The following is a 16524-nucleotide window of genomic DNA, read 5'->3' on the forward strand; positions in this document are numbered from 1 at the left end:
AAGTCCTCCTTATGCGTTGCGCTCCAGCACATGCTCATAGAACGCGTCAATCTGTTTCTTGTAATCATCAAACATGTCCAAACGGTCATTTGGCACATCATACTTAATAGAAATGATCTTATCAAAGATCTTGTCCTCTTTTAACACGGACATAGGCATTCCCATGGCGATCAGTGCCTTTGACTTCTTGTACAGATATAAAATGGTCTCCATCATCTTAAACTGCTTGGTAAGGGGTACGGAAGTATCATCCTTGTGGAATGCATTCTGCTGAAGGAAACCTACACGGATGACCTTTGCGATCTCTAAGACCAGTTTCTGGTCATCAGGGAGAACATCTGCACCGATCAGCTTTACGATCTCCATCAAACTGCTTTCCTGGGTCAATAACGCCATCAGGCGGTTTCTGTCACTTACAAAGTTCTTGTCTACGTTATCAATATACCAGGATGACAGGTCATTTACATACTCTGAATAACTGGTCAGCCAGTGGATCGCCGGGAAATGCCTTGCATAAGAAAGGTTCTTATCCAGTCCCCAGAAGCAGCGTACAAAACGTTTGGTATTCTGGGTAACAGGCTCAGAGAAATCACCGCCCTGAGGGGAAACCGCACCGATAATGGTAACGGAACCTTCTGTACCATTTAAATTGCGCATCATGCCTGCTCTCTCGTAGAAAGAAGACAGACGGGATGCCAGATAAGCCGGGAAACCTTCCTCTGCCGGCATCTCTTCCAGACGGCCGGAAAGCTCACGTAGCGCCTCAGCCCAACGGGAAGTAGAGTCTGCCATGATTGCTACATGATATCCCATATCCCTGTAATATTCTGCCAATGTTACACCGGCATACAGACTTGCCTCACGGGCTGCAACAGGCATGTTGGAGGTATTTGCGATCAATGTAGTTCTGTCCATCAGGGGATTTCCGCTCTTTGGATCGATCAGCTCTGAAAATTCTTCCAGAACCTGGGTCATTTCATTTCCACGCTCACCACAGCCGATGTAGATAATAACATCCGCATCAGACCATTTTGCGATCTGATGCTGGGTCATGGTCTTTCCTGTACCAAAACCTCCTGGAATTGCCGCTGTACCTCCCTTTGCCAGTGGGAACATGGTATCCAGGATACGCTGTCCGGTGATCAGAGGTCTGGTTGCCGGATAACGCTTTGCAGAAGGTCTCGGCACACGGATCGGCCATTTCTGGGTCATGGTCAGCTTCTTTTCTGTTCCATCAAGTAACTGAAGCGTAAGAAGAGGCTCATTAATGGTATATTCCCCATCTTCCACTACGTCTAATACATAGCCCTCTGTATCCGGCGGCACCATTATCTTATGGATAATAGCCCTTGTCTCAGGAACCTCTGCGATAATGGTTCCCGGAAGCACCCGGTCGCCTTTCTTTACTGTCATATGTGTTTTCCATTTTTTGGAAGTATCCAGAGAATCTACGCTGATGCCACGGCTGATATAGTAGCCGCTGCGCTCTGCGATCTTGCTTAACGGACGCTCAATACCATCAAAAATGTTATCTAAAATACCAGGGGCCAGTGTAACAGAAACCGGTGCTCCTGTTCCTGTTACCACCTCACCAGGCTTTAAACCGCTGGTCTCCTCATACACCTGGACCGTTGTTTTTTCTGAGGTAAGCCCAATGACTTCGCCTACCAGATTTTCCTTACCAACGTACACCATTTCGTTCATCTGAAATCCGGGATCACCGGCCAGAGAAACTACAGGTCCGTTGATACCGTAGATCACACCTGTCTTAGCCATTTACTGCTTACCTCCCAAGTCAAACTTAAATTCATGGCGCGCTTCTTCCAGTTTTGTCTTAAAGGAACTGTCGATCAGGATATGTTTGGACGGGATCACTGCGCGGATACCGCCGTCAAAGGAATATTCACTGATCTTCACTGTTACATTGTGGTGCATGGCCAGTCTGCGGGCCTTATCCTCATCTGAAGGATCCATATACACGATCATGGCCTCATCACCGGCAACCTTTTTAGCTGCCCCGATCTGTTTTTCCAACAGATCCAGATACTCTCTGGTTTCCATGAAATTCGCCAGTTTATCTCTCACTTCTACAAACAGTTTATCCTTTAATTCTTCCTGTCTGCGGCTTACTTCTCTTCTTAAGTCCAGCTGTCCGATGGAAAGCTTTTTGTTGCGCTCACGCCCTAACTTTTCCGTCTCAGCCTCTTCCTGCATTTTCGCCCGCTTCCTGGCATCCTCTGTATGCTCCTCATAGGCCTTATCAAGAGTTTTTGCGTAATCGTCCAGTATTTTTGCACTTTTTTCCCTTGCATCTGTCATACAGATCTCCTGAAAATGCTTCAGCTTTTCCTCTGTTGTCAAGCTCTTCACCTGCTTTCTATAGTTTCAGTCCAATGGCCTCGTTTACATAAGAGGTGATAAAGTCCGGCTTGCGGCCGGTTCCGTGGCGGTCCGGGATCTCTACGATCAGCGGCAGCTTCCGCTCCAGCTTTACATTGTCGATGATCTCCGGAAATTCCCTGCCAAACTTTTCAGTTAACAGGATAATACCAATGGATTTATCGGCCAGAACCTTATCCAGCTCACGTTTCAGTTCGTCCCTCTCATGTACCACAGCCCCGTCAACACCTGCCAGGCGCATGCCGGTCCAGGTGTCGATGTTATCGCTGATGAGATACATTTTCATATTAAAGCTTACCTAAGATCATAAAGGAAATGATCAGACCATACAGGCACACACCTTCGGCAAGACCTACGAAGATAAGGGATTTACCAAGAATAGAGCTGTCTTCACTGATAGCGCCCAGTGCTGCACTTGCTGCTGCAGATACTGCAATACCACCGCCTAAACAGGAAAGACCGGTTGCAAGAGCCGCTGACAGATAGCCCATTCCGGCTGCGCTGTTAGAAGCGGCTGCTGCTGTTTCCTCTGCTGCAAATGCATTTCCTGAAAACATGAAAGCTGCTGCTGCGATCATGGTACCGAAGAATAAAAATACGTTTACGCCAAGAGCTGTTTTATAACGTCCCTTTGTCTTTTCTCCTGCTGCAAATGCTCCAAAAGGTACACCGATGCTTAATACTAATGCTGCGCTTAATGTCATTTTAACTAATAAACTCATGATTGATTTCTCCTTTTTCTCTTCATTCTGCTAATGCTTGCCATACGGCTCAAATGCCCGTCCGCTTCCTCTGTAGAACCGGCTGAACAGCTCATAATATTCCAGACGAAGTACCTGGATACCTACGATCAGGCCTTCCATACCGCATACAAACAGGTTTCCCCCGATAACAACCGCCCAGTTAGGACTTCCGGCCTCTGCGCCTGCAAGCATTAAAACCACCTGCATCATGGCTGCATGGCTCACTGCGAAAGCGCCTACACGGACGAAAGAAAGGGTATTGGAAAAATAACTTAAAAGCACTTCAAACAGTTCAAATACGCCCTGAGTAATGAACATTCCCACGCCGCCTTCCATTTTCTGTGCCTTCTTCTCTACCATTGCTGACAACGGTTCCTTAAAGAACATAAGCAGTAACGGGATAATAAATAATACAGTCAGTACAATAGTCGCCGGAAGCGCATTTCCGCTCATATACAGGACAATGACAGTTGCCAGTGCAAAGTAAAATACCAGTCCCGCAGCGCCGTTGGTGTCAAACCATGTTTTCTCTGTGTTGTGCTCCTTTACGCTGTTGATGATATTTAAGATCATGCATAACAGGATAATGCCCATACCGATGGCAATAGCAACTACGAATACAGTGTTTAATTTTCCAATAAATGGAAGATCTGTCATGGCTTCCTGAGGTCTTAACCACACTGCGTCAATGATATCCTCAAATCCGAACACACTGCCGAACAGCACGCCGAATATGGTAGAGAAGAAGCCACAGCAAGAAATAATGCCTGCCAGACGCATTTTTTTGAACTTATACAGTAAAAATCCACCAATGAGAAGGCAGAGTCCCTGTCCCGCATCACCAAACATAAATCCAAATAAAATAGAATAGGTGATACCGATGAGGATCGTAGGATCGATCTCATTATAAGAAGGCAGACCATACATCTCCACATACATTTCAAATGGCTTAAACAGTCCCGGATTTTTCATTTTCGTAGGCGGAGTGCTCATAATGTTGTTGTGGTTATCTTCCATGATGCAGAAAGTATCTGCGTCAGACTCGATCTCTTTCTGGAACTTCTTTGCGTCTGTTTCGCTCATCCAGCCGCAGAGAATGTAGAAAGTATGATCTCCATGCTTGGTGCAGGCTGCCATTTTACGCACATCAAAGTTGACGGAGAAGCGCTCCAGTCTGGTACGGGCTGCTGCCAGCTCTTTTTTATTTTCATCCAGTGTCTGAAGGATCTTTCCTTCCACTTCCTGTTTTTCAGCCTCTAACGCCTTGATCCTGTCATCTAACACATGTTCCGCTTCCATCGGAGTACCTTCATACTCATCCGGCAGGAAACACCGTTCAAAATGCATGGACGCGTAAATGGCATCGATCTTGTCTGCCAGCTTCTCCGGCACGAAATAGACGATCCAGACATATTCCGCATCTTCCAGGCATTTAAACATCACCGTGTCAATGGTCTCGTACACATAGCTGTTGAACTTGTCAAAGTATTCCCTGGAAATACGGCCAAAGCGGAACTTGATGAACTGGAAGCCCAGGATCTCTTTTACGCTGTAATTTAACTCTGTAAATGGTGCTACCTGGTCTTTAGAGCGCTTTAAAGTCTGGATCTGCGCCTGAAGCTCTTCTTTCTTATCATTTAATTCCTTTAACCGGCTGTTCAGATCATCTACCATCTTTGCTGCTTCTTCCTGTGTAGGAAGTTCCGTCTCTGAAACCTCTGGCAGCTGTCCGCCGATCTTTTCTGCCAGTTCTCTGGCAATATTCAATTTTTCCTTATATGGATTGGTCTCAATATAAGGTCTTAAGTCTTTTACCGTCTTTAACTCTGACAGGGCATTTTCCAGATGGATCTCATATCTGGAAAGATAGGTATCCACCACCCGGTCAATGTCTGCCTTGGGGCCGGTAATGCTTAAGAACTTCATCTTCTCTATCACTTCACATTAACCCCCTTATGTCCTTGCTGTCATCCCATAACGTATCTTTTCGATGGTAGTTATGATCTGCTCGATCTCTCTTTCTTTAAAATAAAGATAAGAGTTTAATACTGCTGCTGAATAAGGCTCTTTCCTGCTGGTAAGCTCATAGATCTTATCTGTAAGCTCCTTTGCCGCATTTCCAAGGCCCTGATCCATCAGCTCTTCTATATTCTGGCATTTGTACCAGCTGTTTTTGATCACCCCGTAAACCTGTTCCATGTTTTCCGCCTGAGCCATGGTCTGAATCTCTTTTTTGGTAACATGATACTGGATCGGAATGATCAGCGCATAAATATCACCTTCCGACAGGTTATAATATTTTTTCGCCCTGCAGATCCACTGAAAATTCAACATATCCATTTTCGTGCCAAAGCACTGGGCCAGCATTTTTGCCTCCGCCTTTGAAAGATATTTATCCTTTATCTTCCAGATAGTCTTGAAATAAAGCATATCCATAGCCGTTTCACAGGCCGGAAGCGTTGCTTTTCCCTGCTCTAAAAGCTTTTCTAATGGCTCATAGTAAGCAGAACCTTTTAACCCGCGGATCACATCTTCTATGCTCCTGCACTGGGACAGCTGCACCAGATCCATATCCGAATGTTTATCAAAAAATTCCTTAAACCCCGAAAGATCCTGGGCACTTTCTCTGTTTCCCGCTGCATTTCTGAGACAGGTTTTTAATATATCGATCTCATAATGCATGAAATAAAGGTCCAGAAAACGCCTCTGCCCTACATTTGCAAACCGGTACAGCTTTGCAAAATCATGGTATTTGCTTAAGTTTAACAGCTGCTCGATCTTTCCGCGGTGAAGCTCATCCTCAGAAGCTTTGGAAAATGCCTTTTCATAAGAGGGGTTACTCCTTAAGAACTGAACCGCCTCAGGCACAGATCCCAGGTCTGCCATTGCCTCAAATTGCTCCGGGCGGATCCTGAAACGCTCCATAGCCTTCACCTTGGTGGAAATGCCGCTGTAACTGATCAGGCTTCCCATGTTCTCACTCCTTTATCATATTTTTAAAGAGAGCCTGCGCATATTCCTCATGCCGGTTTTCGTAGGTGGCCTCCAGGCGCTTCATCGTAGCTTTGGCATCCTCTGATTGTTGTCTTAACTCCTGCTGTAATTCCTCTTCCATTTTGCTGCGTATCTGGGAAATGCGATCCTGGTTTTCTTTTTCCAGCTGTGCATCAAAAGCCGCCGTTTTCTCTTCCATTTCACGGGCCATCTGCTTTTTTCGCTCACTGGCACCATCCATCACAGAAACGGCGGCTTTCTCAATATCAGACAGCCGGTTGATCACTGTATCCATGTCACAGTCCTCCCTTTCTTTGTTCTTTTTTTAATGCAATTTGCTTTTTGCATTTTTTTATCATACTACTTTTTTCAAAAATTAACAGAGCGAAATTGTACATAAATTAAAAATTTAACGAAATTTTTAAGCGTTATGCACAAAAACAAGGAGAATGGGACCTTTTTATGGGTCTCATTCTCCTGTTTTGCACAAAGTTCTCAATAACTCAGCCATACACTGACCAAACCAGCGACACTACTGGTTTGCTGCAGTCTCGCCTTCAGCGGCTGTTTCTGCTTCTGCCTGGGTCTCTGCAGTTGTTTCTGCTTCCTGTTTTGCTATATACTGGCTGGAAACATAAGCTTCCTGACCATCATAATTGATCACAGTCCAGTCATTATTATAACGCTTTACATAAGTAACTTCTGTTCCGCCTTCCAACTGTACTAAAATACGGCCATTGGTAGACGGTTCTGTACGTACATTTACTTTATTTCCTGTAACTACATATACATCAGCCGGTGGCTGGGTCTCTTCCGGAGTCGGTGCTTCTGTCTCTGCTGATGTCATTTCTGTGGACATGGTCTCCGGCTGGGTCGGATCTGCTTTCTTCTTTCCCGGCACCAGAGTGCGGATCGCTACTACCAGGACTACGATCACAAGGATCGGGATCAGGAATTTTAATACCATTGCCACAGGTGATGGTCTGTGTTTTCTTCTGCGAGTCCTTCCGCTGCGGGAAGATCCGCTGTAGGAGCGGTTGGTACTTTGGGAATTTCTGTTTCTGCTGCCTGTGCTGCTATTGCTTCCTGCCGTTCTCCGGCTTCCGTTTGCTCCGGAACGACTGGAAAGTCCCTGCAGTTCTGCACCGGAGCGCGGTCCATTTCCTGTACCGTTAGAGGTTCTGGCTGATGTCTGGGATCTCGGGGATGTCTGACTTCTTACAGATGACTGTGCTCTTGAAGCTGCAGTCTGCCCTGCACCGGTACCTGTACGCGGTCTTGCCCCGCCTGTCTGACCATAGGATGCACTTCCTGCACCTGAACTGCCAGTGGTTGCACCTGTTCTGGCATTTCGCACCGGTCTTGTATCTGTTACCGGTACTGTAAAGGTCTTTGCCACCTGAAAATCATGAGAAAATGCATAAACCTGTTTGGTTAGAAGCTGATATGCCTGATTTGCATTATAGGCCGTATTATCGTTTTCATGGACCGCCTTATTTCCCAGAATACGGATGGTATGATAATCATCCTTGGTCGTCTTGTCGATCCAATGTCCCTCATACAGCTGATCTATGGTATCTGCCAGATCTCCATCTACAAGACACGCCTTCTCAGCCAGACATCGGACCATACACTCCAACGTCTGTCTGGCCTTCACCATAACAAGATTGTAATCTTTACTGACGATCAGGCGCTCCGCTTCCTTCACCCCCTGCTGGATCTGCTGCCAGCTGGTAGTACGTTCAAAGTTTGACATCGCCCTTCCTCCTTTGTATGTAATTTTCCCCCCGAAATCACTTATTCATAAACTTAAAAAGAGCAGTCTTCGTGTTTTTGGCAAAACACGAAGCTTCGGGCGCTGCCCGAATATTCGGAAACGAAAGCAAGCGCTTATGCAAGCAAGCTTGCAACACCCTTGTTTTCACTCCCGACTGCTCTTTTATCTGCTAACGTAAGTATACTAAATTTTCCTTCACCTTGCAATCACTAAGCACTATATGATATAGTTACTAGCAGATATATTTTCACCATATATCCGTATTTTCCGCAGTTGCGGAAGATACTTTTCACCATATTAAGAAAGAGGACAATATCCATGCGTTTAAGACATATACGCGGGGCAGAAGAGACTATTGCTACCAGCCCCTATGTGATCCAGGAACCAGAGCTTCACAAAGGCAGCTGGAACCAGGTTTTTGGCAACGACAACCCCATCCAGATCGAAGTAGGTATGGGAAAAGGACGTTTTATCATGGAACTGGCACAGCAGAACCCTGATATCAACTACATCGGCATTGAACGCTATTCCAGCGTACTTTTAAGAGGACTTCAAAAACGTGCCCAGTTAGAATTAAACAATATTTATTTCATGTGCATCGATGCCAAAAACATGGCAGACTACTTTGCACCGGGAGAAGTAGACAAGATCTACCTTAACTTCTCCGATCCATGGCCAAAAGACCGCCATGCAAAGCGCCGTCTGACTTCCCCGGATTTTATGGCCGTATATGACAAGATCCTGGCAGCTGACGGTATGGTAGAATTTAAGACCGACAATAAGGGCCTTTTTGATTACTCCCTGGAAGCAATCCCTGAAGCTGGCTGGACCATTACCGCCCACACCTTCGATCTGCACCACGATCCGGTCATGTGTGCCGGAAATGTAATGACAGAATATGAAGAAAAGTTTTCCTCTATGGGAAATCCTATCTGCAAACTGATCGCTATGAGAGAGCCTAAAGAAAACAAAGAAAAATAAACCACCGTATATGCACCCAGGTCCCGGCATACCAATCCGCCGGGATCTTTGCATTTTAAATCCATTTATCTCATTTTATCCACATTCATCCACATATTATCTCTTTTTCCCTTCTTTTATCCACATTTCATTTTCCTACATATTATATATAGAAATAACAAAACAAAAAAGGAGCCTCATTTCCATGAAACTCCCACCCAAACTGACCCGACAACTCTGCAAAGCCACCTGCGACAAAAAAGACTGGGACAAACGGGCTTTAAAGCTTTGCAAAGCTTTTCGCGAGGTAAATAAATGCCTCGGTCCCTGTCCCAGCCATAAACACTGCCATAAGAAATAATGATCCAGCCACAATCTCATTGCGCCTGTTCATCTAATTTTATACAACAAAAAAGTCCGACCCCGCAGCCTCCAATATCTGCAAAATCAGACCTTTCAATGCGCCTTCAGGGACTCGAACCCTGGACAAATAGATTAAGAGTCTACTGCTCTACCAACTGAGCTAAAGGCGCGTTCTCTTGAACACAACGAGAATTATAGCGTATCATCCTCTTCTTGTCAATAATTTTTTTAATATTTTTTTTAAAAAATTTCACCGAATGTTTACAATACATTGTCCACACTTTCAATTCATGATATAATGAGTCCAAGAGAAAAACAAGCGCCGCCAAGAGCGGCATTTGTTTTTCTTGGGCTATTAACGAAGGTTCCGCCTGCGTAGCAGGCAGTGGAGCGCGTCAGCGCGGGAAACCTGAGTTTACACCGAAAAGCAGGAGGAAAAACCTATGATACTATTCACCGCCCAGGAAAGCAGCGCTCTTCCTACCCTTGCAGAGACCCAGGCAGTTGCTGCCGAAGTCCACGAAGACCTACAGCAGTTAAAGCCCAATGCCATTTTAGAGTCTATAAAGTCCTGGACTCCCGGCCTTTTGTCCCTGGCTTACCGGTTATTTGTTGCTGCCCTTATTATCTTCATCGGTTCTCGGATCGCCTTATACATCAGCCATTTTCTGAAAAAGACCTTTGACCGTATGGGAATGGACCTGAGCCTGAGTAAATTCCTTATTTCTCTGGCAAATGCCATTACCTATGCTATTGTCATTTTCATGGCATTAGAAAAGATCGGCGTTCCATCCGCTTCTATTATCGCACTTTTAGGTTCTGCAACATTGGCCATCGGCCTGTCACTTCAGGGAAGCCTTGCAAACTTCGCAGGCGGCATCCTGATCCTTGTTATGCGGCCTTTTGGTATCCATGATTACATTGTCTGTGAAGGTACCGAGGGAACAGTACAGAACATCGGTCTTGTATACACAACCTTAGTTACTGTAGACAACCGAAAGATCACCATTCCAAACGGCAGCCTTTCCAATGCGGTCATCACAAACGTAACAGCCCAGCCAAAACGCCGTGTGGACCTGACTGTTGGCATCGGCTACACCTCTGATCTGAAAAAAGCCAAAGAGATCTTAAAGCAGATCTATGCCAATGATCCCCTGATCATCAAAGAAGACGGCATCACCGTTTATGTAGACGAATTAGCAGACAGCTCCGTTGTCCTCGGTGCAAGAGGCTGGACCAACACTTCTGATTACTGGACCGTCCGCTGGAGGATCTTAGAACAGATCAAGTTACAGTTTGACCAGGCCGGCATTGAAATTCCATTTAACCAGTTAGATGTGAATGTAAAAAAGTTTTAAAAATTTTTCAAGAAACCTCTTGACAGTCTCTATAAAATCCCTTATAATGTCTATCGTGTCATTCAAAAGCACATAGACATGCGCCTTTAGCTCAGTTGGTAGAGCAGTAGACTCTTAATCTATTTGTCCAGGGTTCGAGTCCCTGAAGGCGCACTTAAAGGTCTGACTTTGCAGATACCAGAAGCTGCGGGGTTGGGCTTTTCTTTGTATATAAGGAAATTTCTCTCTGAGAGAACATATACTTATCTTCCAAAAGGAGGCAACTACTATGAAACACCTTCAACGATTTGCCGGTATCCTTACTGCATTCTGCCTTATGATCATACTTTTTTTCACTTCTGTAGAAGCAGTGGTCTACTGGACTCCGGGATACTTTGAAAAAGAATATACCAAATACCAGGTTCTAGACGACCTTCCTTCTATGACTATGGATGACCTCTTAGATGTAACAGACCAGATGATGGCATATTTAAAGGGAAAACGTGCAGACCTTCATGTTTCCACCCATATGGGCGGCGAAACCCGTGAGTTTTTCAATGAACGGGAAATTGCCCACATGGAAGATGTACAGGGACTGTTTTTAAAAGCCATTGCCCTGCGCCGGATCTGCCTGGTGGTCTGCGTCGTTATGCTTTTATTTATGATCCTCTCAAAAGCAGACCTGCGCACATTGCTTCCTTCTTCCCTTTGTATAGGAACCGGGCTGTTTTTTGCAGTAATCGCAGCACTGGCTGCTATTATATCCACCAATTTTACAAAATATTTCATCATGTTCCACCACATGTTTTTTACCAATGACCTGTGGATCTTAGACCCGACCACAGATATGCTGATCAATATCGTGCCCGAAGGATTTTTCATGGATACTGCCGGACGCATTGCTTTTCTGTTCGGCGCCCTGTCACTGATCCTTTTTGGCATCTGCCTGATCATGACACTGAAAAATAAACGCCGTTAACAGGAGCTGCTTATAATGAAACGAATTCTTTCTTTTATCCTCAGTATCAATCTGATCTTTATCCTGGTTCCCGGAACCGTTCTGGCCGCGCCTTCCTGGCCGTCTGCTGTCTCTATTGAAGCAGATGGCGGTATTCTTATGGAAGCGCAGACCGGAACGGTTCTTTTTGCTAAAAATGAGGACCAGCCTTATTATCCTGCCAGCATTACGAAGATCCTCACTGCCCTTATTGTATTAGAGCACTGCAGTTTAGATGAAGAAGTAACCTTCTCCCATGATGATGTTTACAATGTGGAAGCAGGCAGCAGTACAGCAGGTATTGACGAAGGAGATGTCCTTACGGTCCGTGACTGCCTGTACGCCCTTATGCTGGCTTCTGCCAACGAAAGTGCAAATGCCCTTGCCTGCCACGTAAGCGGCTCCAGAGAAGCCTTTGCAGAGCTTATGAACCAGACTGCAGAAAGCCTTGGATGTACAGGAAGCCATTTTGCCAATCCAAGTGGTTTAAACGATGAAAATCATTACACCACTGCCCATGACATGGCCCTGATCACCAGAGCAGCCATCCAGAACCCGGACTTCTTAGAGATCGATGGCGCACGCAACTACAAGCTTCCGCCTACCAAGCGCAATTTGGAAGGCGGTTATGTAGCCAACCACCACCGTATGCTGGTAAAAAACACATCTGTGTACTATCCAGGGGCTTTTGCCGGAAAGACAGGTTACACTTCCATTGCGGGCAATACCCTTGTTACCTGTGCAGAGAAAAACGATATGACCCTGATCGCCGTTGTTTTAAACGGGCATCAGACTCATTATTCCGATACCAAGGCTCTTTTTGACTTTGGTTTTGATCGTTTCCAGGCGTTAAAAGCGGTAGACCATGAAACCTCTTACCAGGCACTTGATAACGATATGACCATCGGCGGCATGACTGCCCAGGACAATGTTTCCCTGGAGTTAGACAAAAACAGTCTTGTGATCATTCCAAAAGATGCCGATTTCTCTGACACAGAAGCTTCCCTTTCTTACGAATTGGATGAAAATGCGCCGGATCATGCTATTGCCCGCATTTTATATGAATACCAGGGCCATTCCATTGGACAGGTCTATCTGTGCTCTGCTGCCCATACACAGGCAAATACAGAAAACATATCCGCCGGATCACAGGCACCCGCTGCACAGACAGAAACCGGCACTGCTGCTCCTGCAGAAACTCCCGAGCAAAAGGAAATTCCTGATGCAAATGCCCGTTCCAGCGCACAGACACGTTCCTCCGCTTCCAAAAAGGCATTTCCATTCCTTTTAGTGGGGATCTGCTCTGCAGCCCTGATCATTGTAGGCGTGATCCTTTTTCTCCTTCTCCATTCTCACAGGAAGGAAAAAGAAGATCTGCTCCTGCGCCGTAAGCGCCGTCTGGAACGCCTGGAAGATATCGGTTATTCTTCTTCCGATTTTGACCAGCTTCTCTCCCAGAAAAGAAGTTCCACTCCTGCTTACAAAAAGCAGACACACAAAGTAAAGCGGCCCCGTAAAAAATGGTAACACTCTCTTACATTGCGCTTATAAGCAGAATGAATTATAATATAATTATCCTAATACTGAGGTAAATATTATGATTTTAAAAAAAGGCTCTTTGAAAAAACTGCCCGCGCTATTAAAAGTTACTTTTTTCAATACACTGCACACACTTCCTATAACGGTCGCCTGTATGGCGGTAGCTACGTTGACTGCCAATGCCATCTTTCATCTCAGCGGTAATGCCATTAATGTATCGATCATCTACATCCTGGCCATTCTGCTCCACGCCCGTTATACCAAATGCTACAGTGCCGGTATCATCGCTTCTCTTTACAGCGTGTTCTGGGTCAATTACGCTTATACTTACCCATATATGACCCTGAATTTTACATTGAGCGGCTACCCGCTGACATTCGTGGGAATGACCTTTATCTCCTGTTTCACCAGCAGTATCTGCATCATGCTCTCCAAACAGAGCGTACAGATCCAGGAAAAGGACCGTATGCTGATGCAGGCGGAAAAAGAAACTATGCGTGCCAATCTGCTGCGCGCCATGTCCCATGACCTGCGTACCCCTCTTACCACGATCATTGGTTCCAGCGCTGCCTACTTAGAGCAGGAAAATGAAATGTCACCGGAGGAAAAGCGGAAGCTGATCCACAATATTGAAGAAGATGCCCAGTGGCTTTTAAACATGGTAGAAAACCTGCTTTCTGTTACACGCATCCAGGATGACAAAGGCATTACCAGTGTTACAAAAACAGATGAATCCCTGGAAGAAGTGATCTCAGAAGCAGTCAGACGCTTCCATAAGCGTTTTCCAGGCGTAACTGTCCAGGTTCATATTCCTGAGTCCTTTATCATGGTCCCCATGGATGCCATGCTCATTGAGCAGGTTATTAACAATCTCTTAGAAAATGCACATTTTCATTCCGGCAGCGAAAAGCCCATTGAATTAAAAGTACGTACAGAAAATGGAGTACTTTATATTACTATTAAAGACCACGGAAAAGGTATTGATCCTAAGCGGCTCCCAACCCTTTTTGATGGCGGTGGCGTAAACACAAATGAATCCGGCGACAGCCACAAAGGAATGGGAATCGGGCTTTCGATCTGTAAAACTATTATCAATGCCCATGGCGGTATGATCCAGGCTGCAAATCATGCAGATGGCGCCATGTTTACTTTTACCTTACCCGACTGGAAGGAGTATTAATTATGACTACGAAAGCAAATATCATCATTATTGAAGACGAAAAAAATATCTGCAGTTTTATTGAACATATTTTAGAGCCTCAGGGCTACCGGGTGATCAGCGCCAATACAGGAAAGGAAGGCTTACAGTACATCACTTCCGAGCATCCGGATGTGATCCTGTTAGATTTAGGTCTGCCGGATATGGACGGCTTAAAGCTCATTGAACAGGTCCGTTCCTGGAGCATCACTCCGATTATCGTTATCTCTGCCAGAACCCTTGAAAAGAGCAAGATCGCTGCTTTGGATCTGGGCGCAGATGACTATCTCACCAAGCCATTTGGTACAGGAGAGCTTCTGGCACGTATCCGTACCGCTCTGCGCCATTCCCAGCGCAACCAGCATATTGGAAGCTCCAAATACCAGGTAGGCGATCTGTTGGTGGATTTTGAACGCCGTCTGGTAAAAGTAAAAGATCAGGAGATCCATTTAACCCAGATCGAATACAAACTGGTATGTCTTCTTGCCCAGAATGCAGGACGGGTCATGACCTATGAGTCCATTATCACAAAGATCTGGGGACCCTATGCAGACAATGACAACCAGATCCTGCGTGTAAACATGGCCCACATCCGCCGGAAACTGGAAGAAAATCCGGCAGAACCACAGTACATTTTTACAGAGATCGGTGTTGGCTACCGCATGCGTGAAGAATAGTAAATTAAAAAGAAGAATTCGCCCAGCCTACTGTTTGGACGAATTCTTCTTTTTCTTTTTATTATCTTCTCTTTTCTGTACTAGCATAGGCAGCGCCTCTTCTCCAACTGCCTTGATCGTCTTTACTGCATAATACAGATCCTGTTCCGATTTCTTCACCCGGATCTTGCCCTTCATATAACCATGTTCCGGACAAATACCCAGTGCAAAATAAAACCGCTGCCCATAAGAAAACCAGCGGATCTTTTTCCGCAGCATCCTTGAACACTTTACACAGATGATATCCGATATTTCCTTATCCTTAAGGATCTCTTCCTTACAGTCAAATTCCCCTGAAATATATTTGGAATACTCCGGAAATTTCAACTTATAGCTGCTTCCCCGCTCAGGAAGCCGGTAATAATCAATGGATCTGTATATCCCATATGTTTCCATATGGATCATACGAAGGGTCCGGCCTGTATACACCGCATCATCCAAGGCCCGGTGAAACGGACGCTCCTGGTTCAATTCAAGCTGTTCCACTGCATGGTCCAGGGAAATACGGCTCTTTCCATCAGAATACTCCAGAGAATACAGTTTCTGTACATCGTAATACAATAAGGGCCTTGGAAACGGTATTTCCATACCATGATAGGTCATATTCCTCTGAAGCTCTGTCAGATCCATCGATCCCCAGGTACAGAAAACATATTCATCTTCCCCGCACCAGTTCAGGAAATCCTCCATCACAACCGGAAATGGCTGCCCCTTTTTACAAAGCTCCTCCATATCCATATGGGTCACTTCTGATATTTTAAAATGCATTTCTTTATATGCTTTCGGCTGGACCAGACGATGGAATTCGCTTACCTGCTTCATCTGACTGTTCAGCTTCACAGCTCCAATTTCAATAATCTCAAAAGGCATATGCTCCACAGAGCATTCTTTCCCCTCCGCGCTCTGGTTCCACTCCAGATCAAATACAATATAATTCATGTCTTTATCCTGTCAAATTTTTTCCTTATACATAGTACCATATTGACCTCAATATGAAAAGGGCATATTTCAGACAAAAAAAGAACCACATTTCTGTGATTCTTTAGAGAGGCGACAACCGGAATCGAACCGGTGATAGAGGTGTTGCAGACCTTTGCCTTACCGCTTGGCTATGTCGCCATATTTAGTTAAATGACCCCAAGGGGATTCGGACCCCTGTTACCGCCGTGAAAGGGCGATGTCTTAACCGCTTGACCATGGGGCCTTGCTAAAAATATAAACTTTGTAAAACTCCCCGAGTAGGACTCGAACCTACGACCCAACGGTTAACAGCCGTTTGCTCTACCGACTGAGCTATCGAGGAATATTGACGGTAGAAGGTACATACCTTCAAAACCACATATTGAACTGTTGATCTTCCGAATACTTTACAACCTTTGTTATCCAACTCCGCGGCGGTCATTCGAAAAATCTTCGATTTTCCTCATGTCATTGGCTTCGCCAATGCCTGAAGTCTTCCAGATCCGACCTTATGAAAGTAAACTTTCAACGGTCTCCTCT

15 protein-coding genes and 5 tRNA genes are annotated in these 16524 nt (G+C 45.4%); 7 read left to right on the forward strand and 13 right to left on the reverse strand.

Annotated elements, in window-relative coordinates; all coding sequences use genetic code 11:
• Positions 1-9: 9 nt before the first annotated feature.
• From DW251_RS09885 to DW251_RS09920, 8 genes are all read right to left on the reverse strand, one after another.
• Positions 10-1776, reverse strand: coding sequence for a V-type ATP synthase subunit A (locus tag DW251_RS09885; protein ID WP_118300920.1), 1767 nt, complete (start codon positions 1774-1776; stop codon positions 10-12).
• Entirely contained in the window at positions 1777-2361 is a 585-nt protein-coding gene (locus tag DW251_RS09890) for a V-type ATP synthase subunit E (RefSeq protein WP_118300922.1), read from the reverse strand.
• A gap of 16 nt (positions 2362-2377) precedes the next feature.
• Positions 2378-2686 carry a V-type ATP synthase subunit F gene (locus tag DW251_RS09895; protein ID WP_021869969.1) on the reverse strand — a complete coding sequence of 103 codons (309 nt, stop codon included), beginning with the start codon at positions 2684-2686 and terminating at the stop codon, positions 2378-2380.
• A gap of 1 nt (position 2687) precedes the next feature.
• Positions 2688-3122 (reverse strand): ATP synthase subunit C, encoded by a 435-nt coding sequence (locus DW251_RS09900; RefSeq protein WP_021869968.1) that lies wholly within the window; start codon positions 3120-3122, stop codon positions 2688-2690.
• A gap of 30 nt (positions 3123-3152) precedes the next feature.
• Positions 3153-5081 carry a V-type ATPase 116kDa subunit family protein gene (locus tag DW251_RS09905; RefSeq protein ID WP_118300924.1) on the reverse strand — a complete coding sequence of 643 codons (1929 nt, stop codon included), beginning with the start codon at positions 5079-5081 and terminating at the stop codon, positions 3153-3155.
• Positions 5082-5096: 15 nt separating this feature from the next.
• Positions 5097-6116: a V-type ATPase subunit gene (locus DW251_RS09910; protein ID WP_021869966.1), complete on the reverse strand. Its 1020-nt coding sequence runs from the start codon at positions 6114-6116 to the stop codon at positions 5097-5099.
• Positions 6117-6120: 4 nt separating this feature from the next.
• On the reverse strand, positions 6121-6432 hold the full coding sequence (locus DW251_RS09915) for a hypothetical protein (protein ID WP_021869965.1): 312 nt from the start codon (positions 6430-6432) through the stop codon (positions 6121-6123).
• 237 nt (positions 6433-6669) lie between these two features.
• Positions 6670-7893, reverse strand: coding sequence for an SH3 domain-containing protein (locus tag DW251_RS09920; protein ID WP_118300926.1), 1224 nt, complete (start codon positions 7891-7893; stop codon positions 6670-6672).
• Between the two features lie 339 nt (positions 7894-8232).
• Between DW251_RS09920 and trmB the strand changes: the two genes are divergently transcribed.
• Positions 8233-8895, forward strand: coding sequence for a tRNA (guanosine(46)-N7)-methyltransferase TrmB (gene trmB, locus DW251_RS09925; RefSeq protein ID WP_118300928.1), 663 nt, complete (start codon positions 8233-8235; stop codon positions 8893-8895).
• Between the two features lie 439 nt (positions 8896-9334).
• Here trmB and DW251_RS09930 read toward each other — a convergent pair.
• Positions 9335-9407 (reverse strand) — tRNA-Lys (locus tag DW251_RS09930).
• A 273-nt stretch (positions 9408-9680) separates the two neighbouring features.
• Between DW251_RS09930 and DW251_RS09940 the strand changes: the two genes are divergently transcribed.
• The 6 genes from DW251_RS09940 to DW251_RS09965 all read left to right on the forward strand — a co-directional run bounded on the left by DW251_RS09940 (position 9681) and on the right by DW251_RS09965 (position 14985).
• Positions 9681-10595 carry a mechanosensitive ion channel domain-containing protein gene (locus DW251_RS09940; protein ID WP_021870939.1) on the forward strand — a complete coding sequence of 305 codons (915 nt, stop codon included), beginning with the start codon at positions 9681-9683 and terminating at the stop codon, positions 10593-10595.
• An 80-nt stretch (positions 10596-10675) separates the two neighbouring features.
• Positions 10676-10748 (forward strand) — tRNA-Lys (locus DW251_RS09945).
• A gap of 115 nt (positions 10749-10863) precedes the next feature.
• Positions 10864-11553, forward strand: coding sequence for a TIGR01906 family membrane protein (locus DW251_RS09950; protein ID WP_021870938.1), 690 nt, complete (start codon positions 10864-10866; stop codon positions 11551-11553).
• 15 nt (positions 11554-11568) lie between these two features.
• Positions 11569-13098 carry a D-alanyl-D-alanine carboxypeptidase family protein gene (locus tag DW251_RS09955; RefSeq protein WP_118300931.1) on the forward strand — a complete coding sequence of 510 codons (1530 nt, stop codon included), beginning with the start codon at positions 11569-11571 and terminating at the stop codon, positions 13096-13098.
• A 70-nt stretch (positions 13099-13168) separates the two neighbouring features.
• Positions 13169-14290, forward strand: coding sequence for an ATP-binding protein (locus tag DW251_RS09960; RefSeq protein WP_021870936.1), 1122 nt, complete (start codon positions 13169-13171; stop codon positions 14288-14290).
• Positions 14291-14292: 2 nt separating this feature from the next.
• Positions 14293-14985 carry a response regulator gene (locus tag DW251_RS09965; protein ID WP_021870935.1) on the forward strand — a complete coding sequence of 231 codons (693 nt, stop codon included), beginning with the start codon at positions 14293-14295 and terminating at the stop codon, positions 14983-14985.
• A 27-nt stretch (positions 14986-15012) separates the two neighbouring features.
• Here the strand turns inward: DW251_RS09965 and DW251_RS09970 are convergent, their stop codons facing one another.
• The 4 genes from DW251_RS09970 to DW251_RS09985 all read right to left on the reverse strand — a co-directional run bounded on the left by DW251_RS09970 (position 15013) and on the right by DW251_RS09985 (position 16327).
• The gene (locus DW251_RS09970; protein ID WP_118300933.1) at positions 15013-15963 is read right to left on the reverse strand and encodes a 3'-5' exonuclease; all 951 of its coding nucleotides are present in this window, start codon (positions 15961-15963) and stop codon (positions 15013-15015) included.
• Between the two features lie 109 nt (positions 15964-16072).
• Positions 16073-16143, reverse strand: a tRNA-Cys gene (locus tag DW251_RS09975).
• Positions 16144-16156: 13 nt separating this feature from the next.
• Positions 16157-16228 (reverse strand) — tRNA-Glu (locus DW251_RS09980).
• A 26-nt stretch (positions 16229-16254) separates the two neighbouring features.
• Positions 16255-16327 (reverse strand) — tRNA-Asn (locus DW251_RS09985).
• Positions 16328-16524 lie beyond the last annotated feature (197 nt).

Source organism: Clostridium sp. AM22-11AC (assembly GCF_003473545.1).
In the GTDB taxonomy this organism is placed as follows: domain Bacteria; phylum Bacillota; class Clostridia; order Lachnospirales; family Lachnospiraceae; genus Enterocloster.

What these genes read in the sequence shown, in the direction of transcription:
- DW251_RS09885 (WP_118300920.1), bottom strand. Translation starts at nt 1,776, where the DNA reads ATGGCTAAGACAGGTGTGATCTACGGTATCAACGGACCTGTAGTTTCT.
- DW251_RS09895 (WP_021869969.1), bottom strand. Translation starts at nt 2,686, where the DNA reads ATGAAAATGTATCTCATCAGCGATAACATCGACACCTGGACCGGCATG.
- DW251_RS09900 (WP_021869968.1), bottom strand. Translation starts at nt 3,122, where the DNA reads ATGAGTTTATTAGTTAAAATGACATTAAGCGCAGCATTAGTATTAAGC.
- DW251_RS09910 (WP_021869966.1), bottom strand. Translation starts at nt 6,116, where the DNA reads ATGGGAAGCCTGATCAGTTACAGCGGCATTTCCACCAAGGTGAAGGCT.
- DW251_RS09915 (WP_021869965.1), bottom strand. Translation starts at nt 6,432, where the DNA reads ATGGATACAGTGATCAACCGGCTGTCTGATATTGAGAAAGCCGCCGTT.
- DW251_RS09920 (WP_118300926.1), bottom strand. Translation starts at nt 7,893, where the DNA reads ATGTCAAACTTTGAACGTACTACCAGCTGGCAGCAGATCCAGCAGGGG.
- trmB (WP_118300928.1), top strand. Translation starts at nt 8,233, where the DNA reads ATGCGTTTAAGACATATACGCGGGGCAGAAGAGACTATTGCTACCAGC.
- DW251_RS09940 (WP_021870939.1), top strand. Translation starts at nt 9,681, where the DNA reads ATGATACTATTCACCGCCCAGGAAAGCAGCGCTCTTCCTACCCTTGCA.
- DW251_RS09950 (WP_021870938.1), top strand. Translation starts at nt 10,864, where the DNA reads ATGAAACACCTTCAACGATTTGCCGGTATCCTTACTGCATTCTGCCTT.
- DW251_RS09955 (WP_118300931.1), top strand. Translation starts at nt 11,569, where the DNA reads ATGAAACGAATTCTTTCTTTTATCCTCAGTATCAATCTGATCTTTATC.
- DW251_RS09960 (WP_021870936.1), top strand. Translation starts at nt 13,169, where the DNA reads ATGATTTTAAAAAAAGGCTCTTTGAAAAAACTGCCCGCGCTATTAAAA.
- DW251_RS09965 (WP_021870935.1), top strand. Translation starts at nt 14,293, where the DNA reads ATGACTACGAAAGCAAATATCATCATTATTGAAGACGAAAAAAATATC.
- DW251_RS09970 (WP_118300933.1), bottom strand. Translation starts at nt 15,963, where the DNA reads ATGAATTATATTGTATTTGATCTGGAGTGGAACCAGAGCGCGGAGGGG.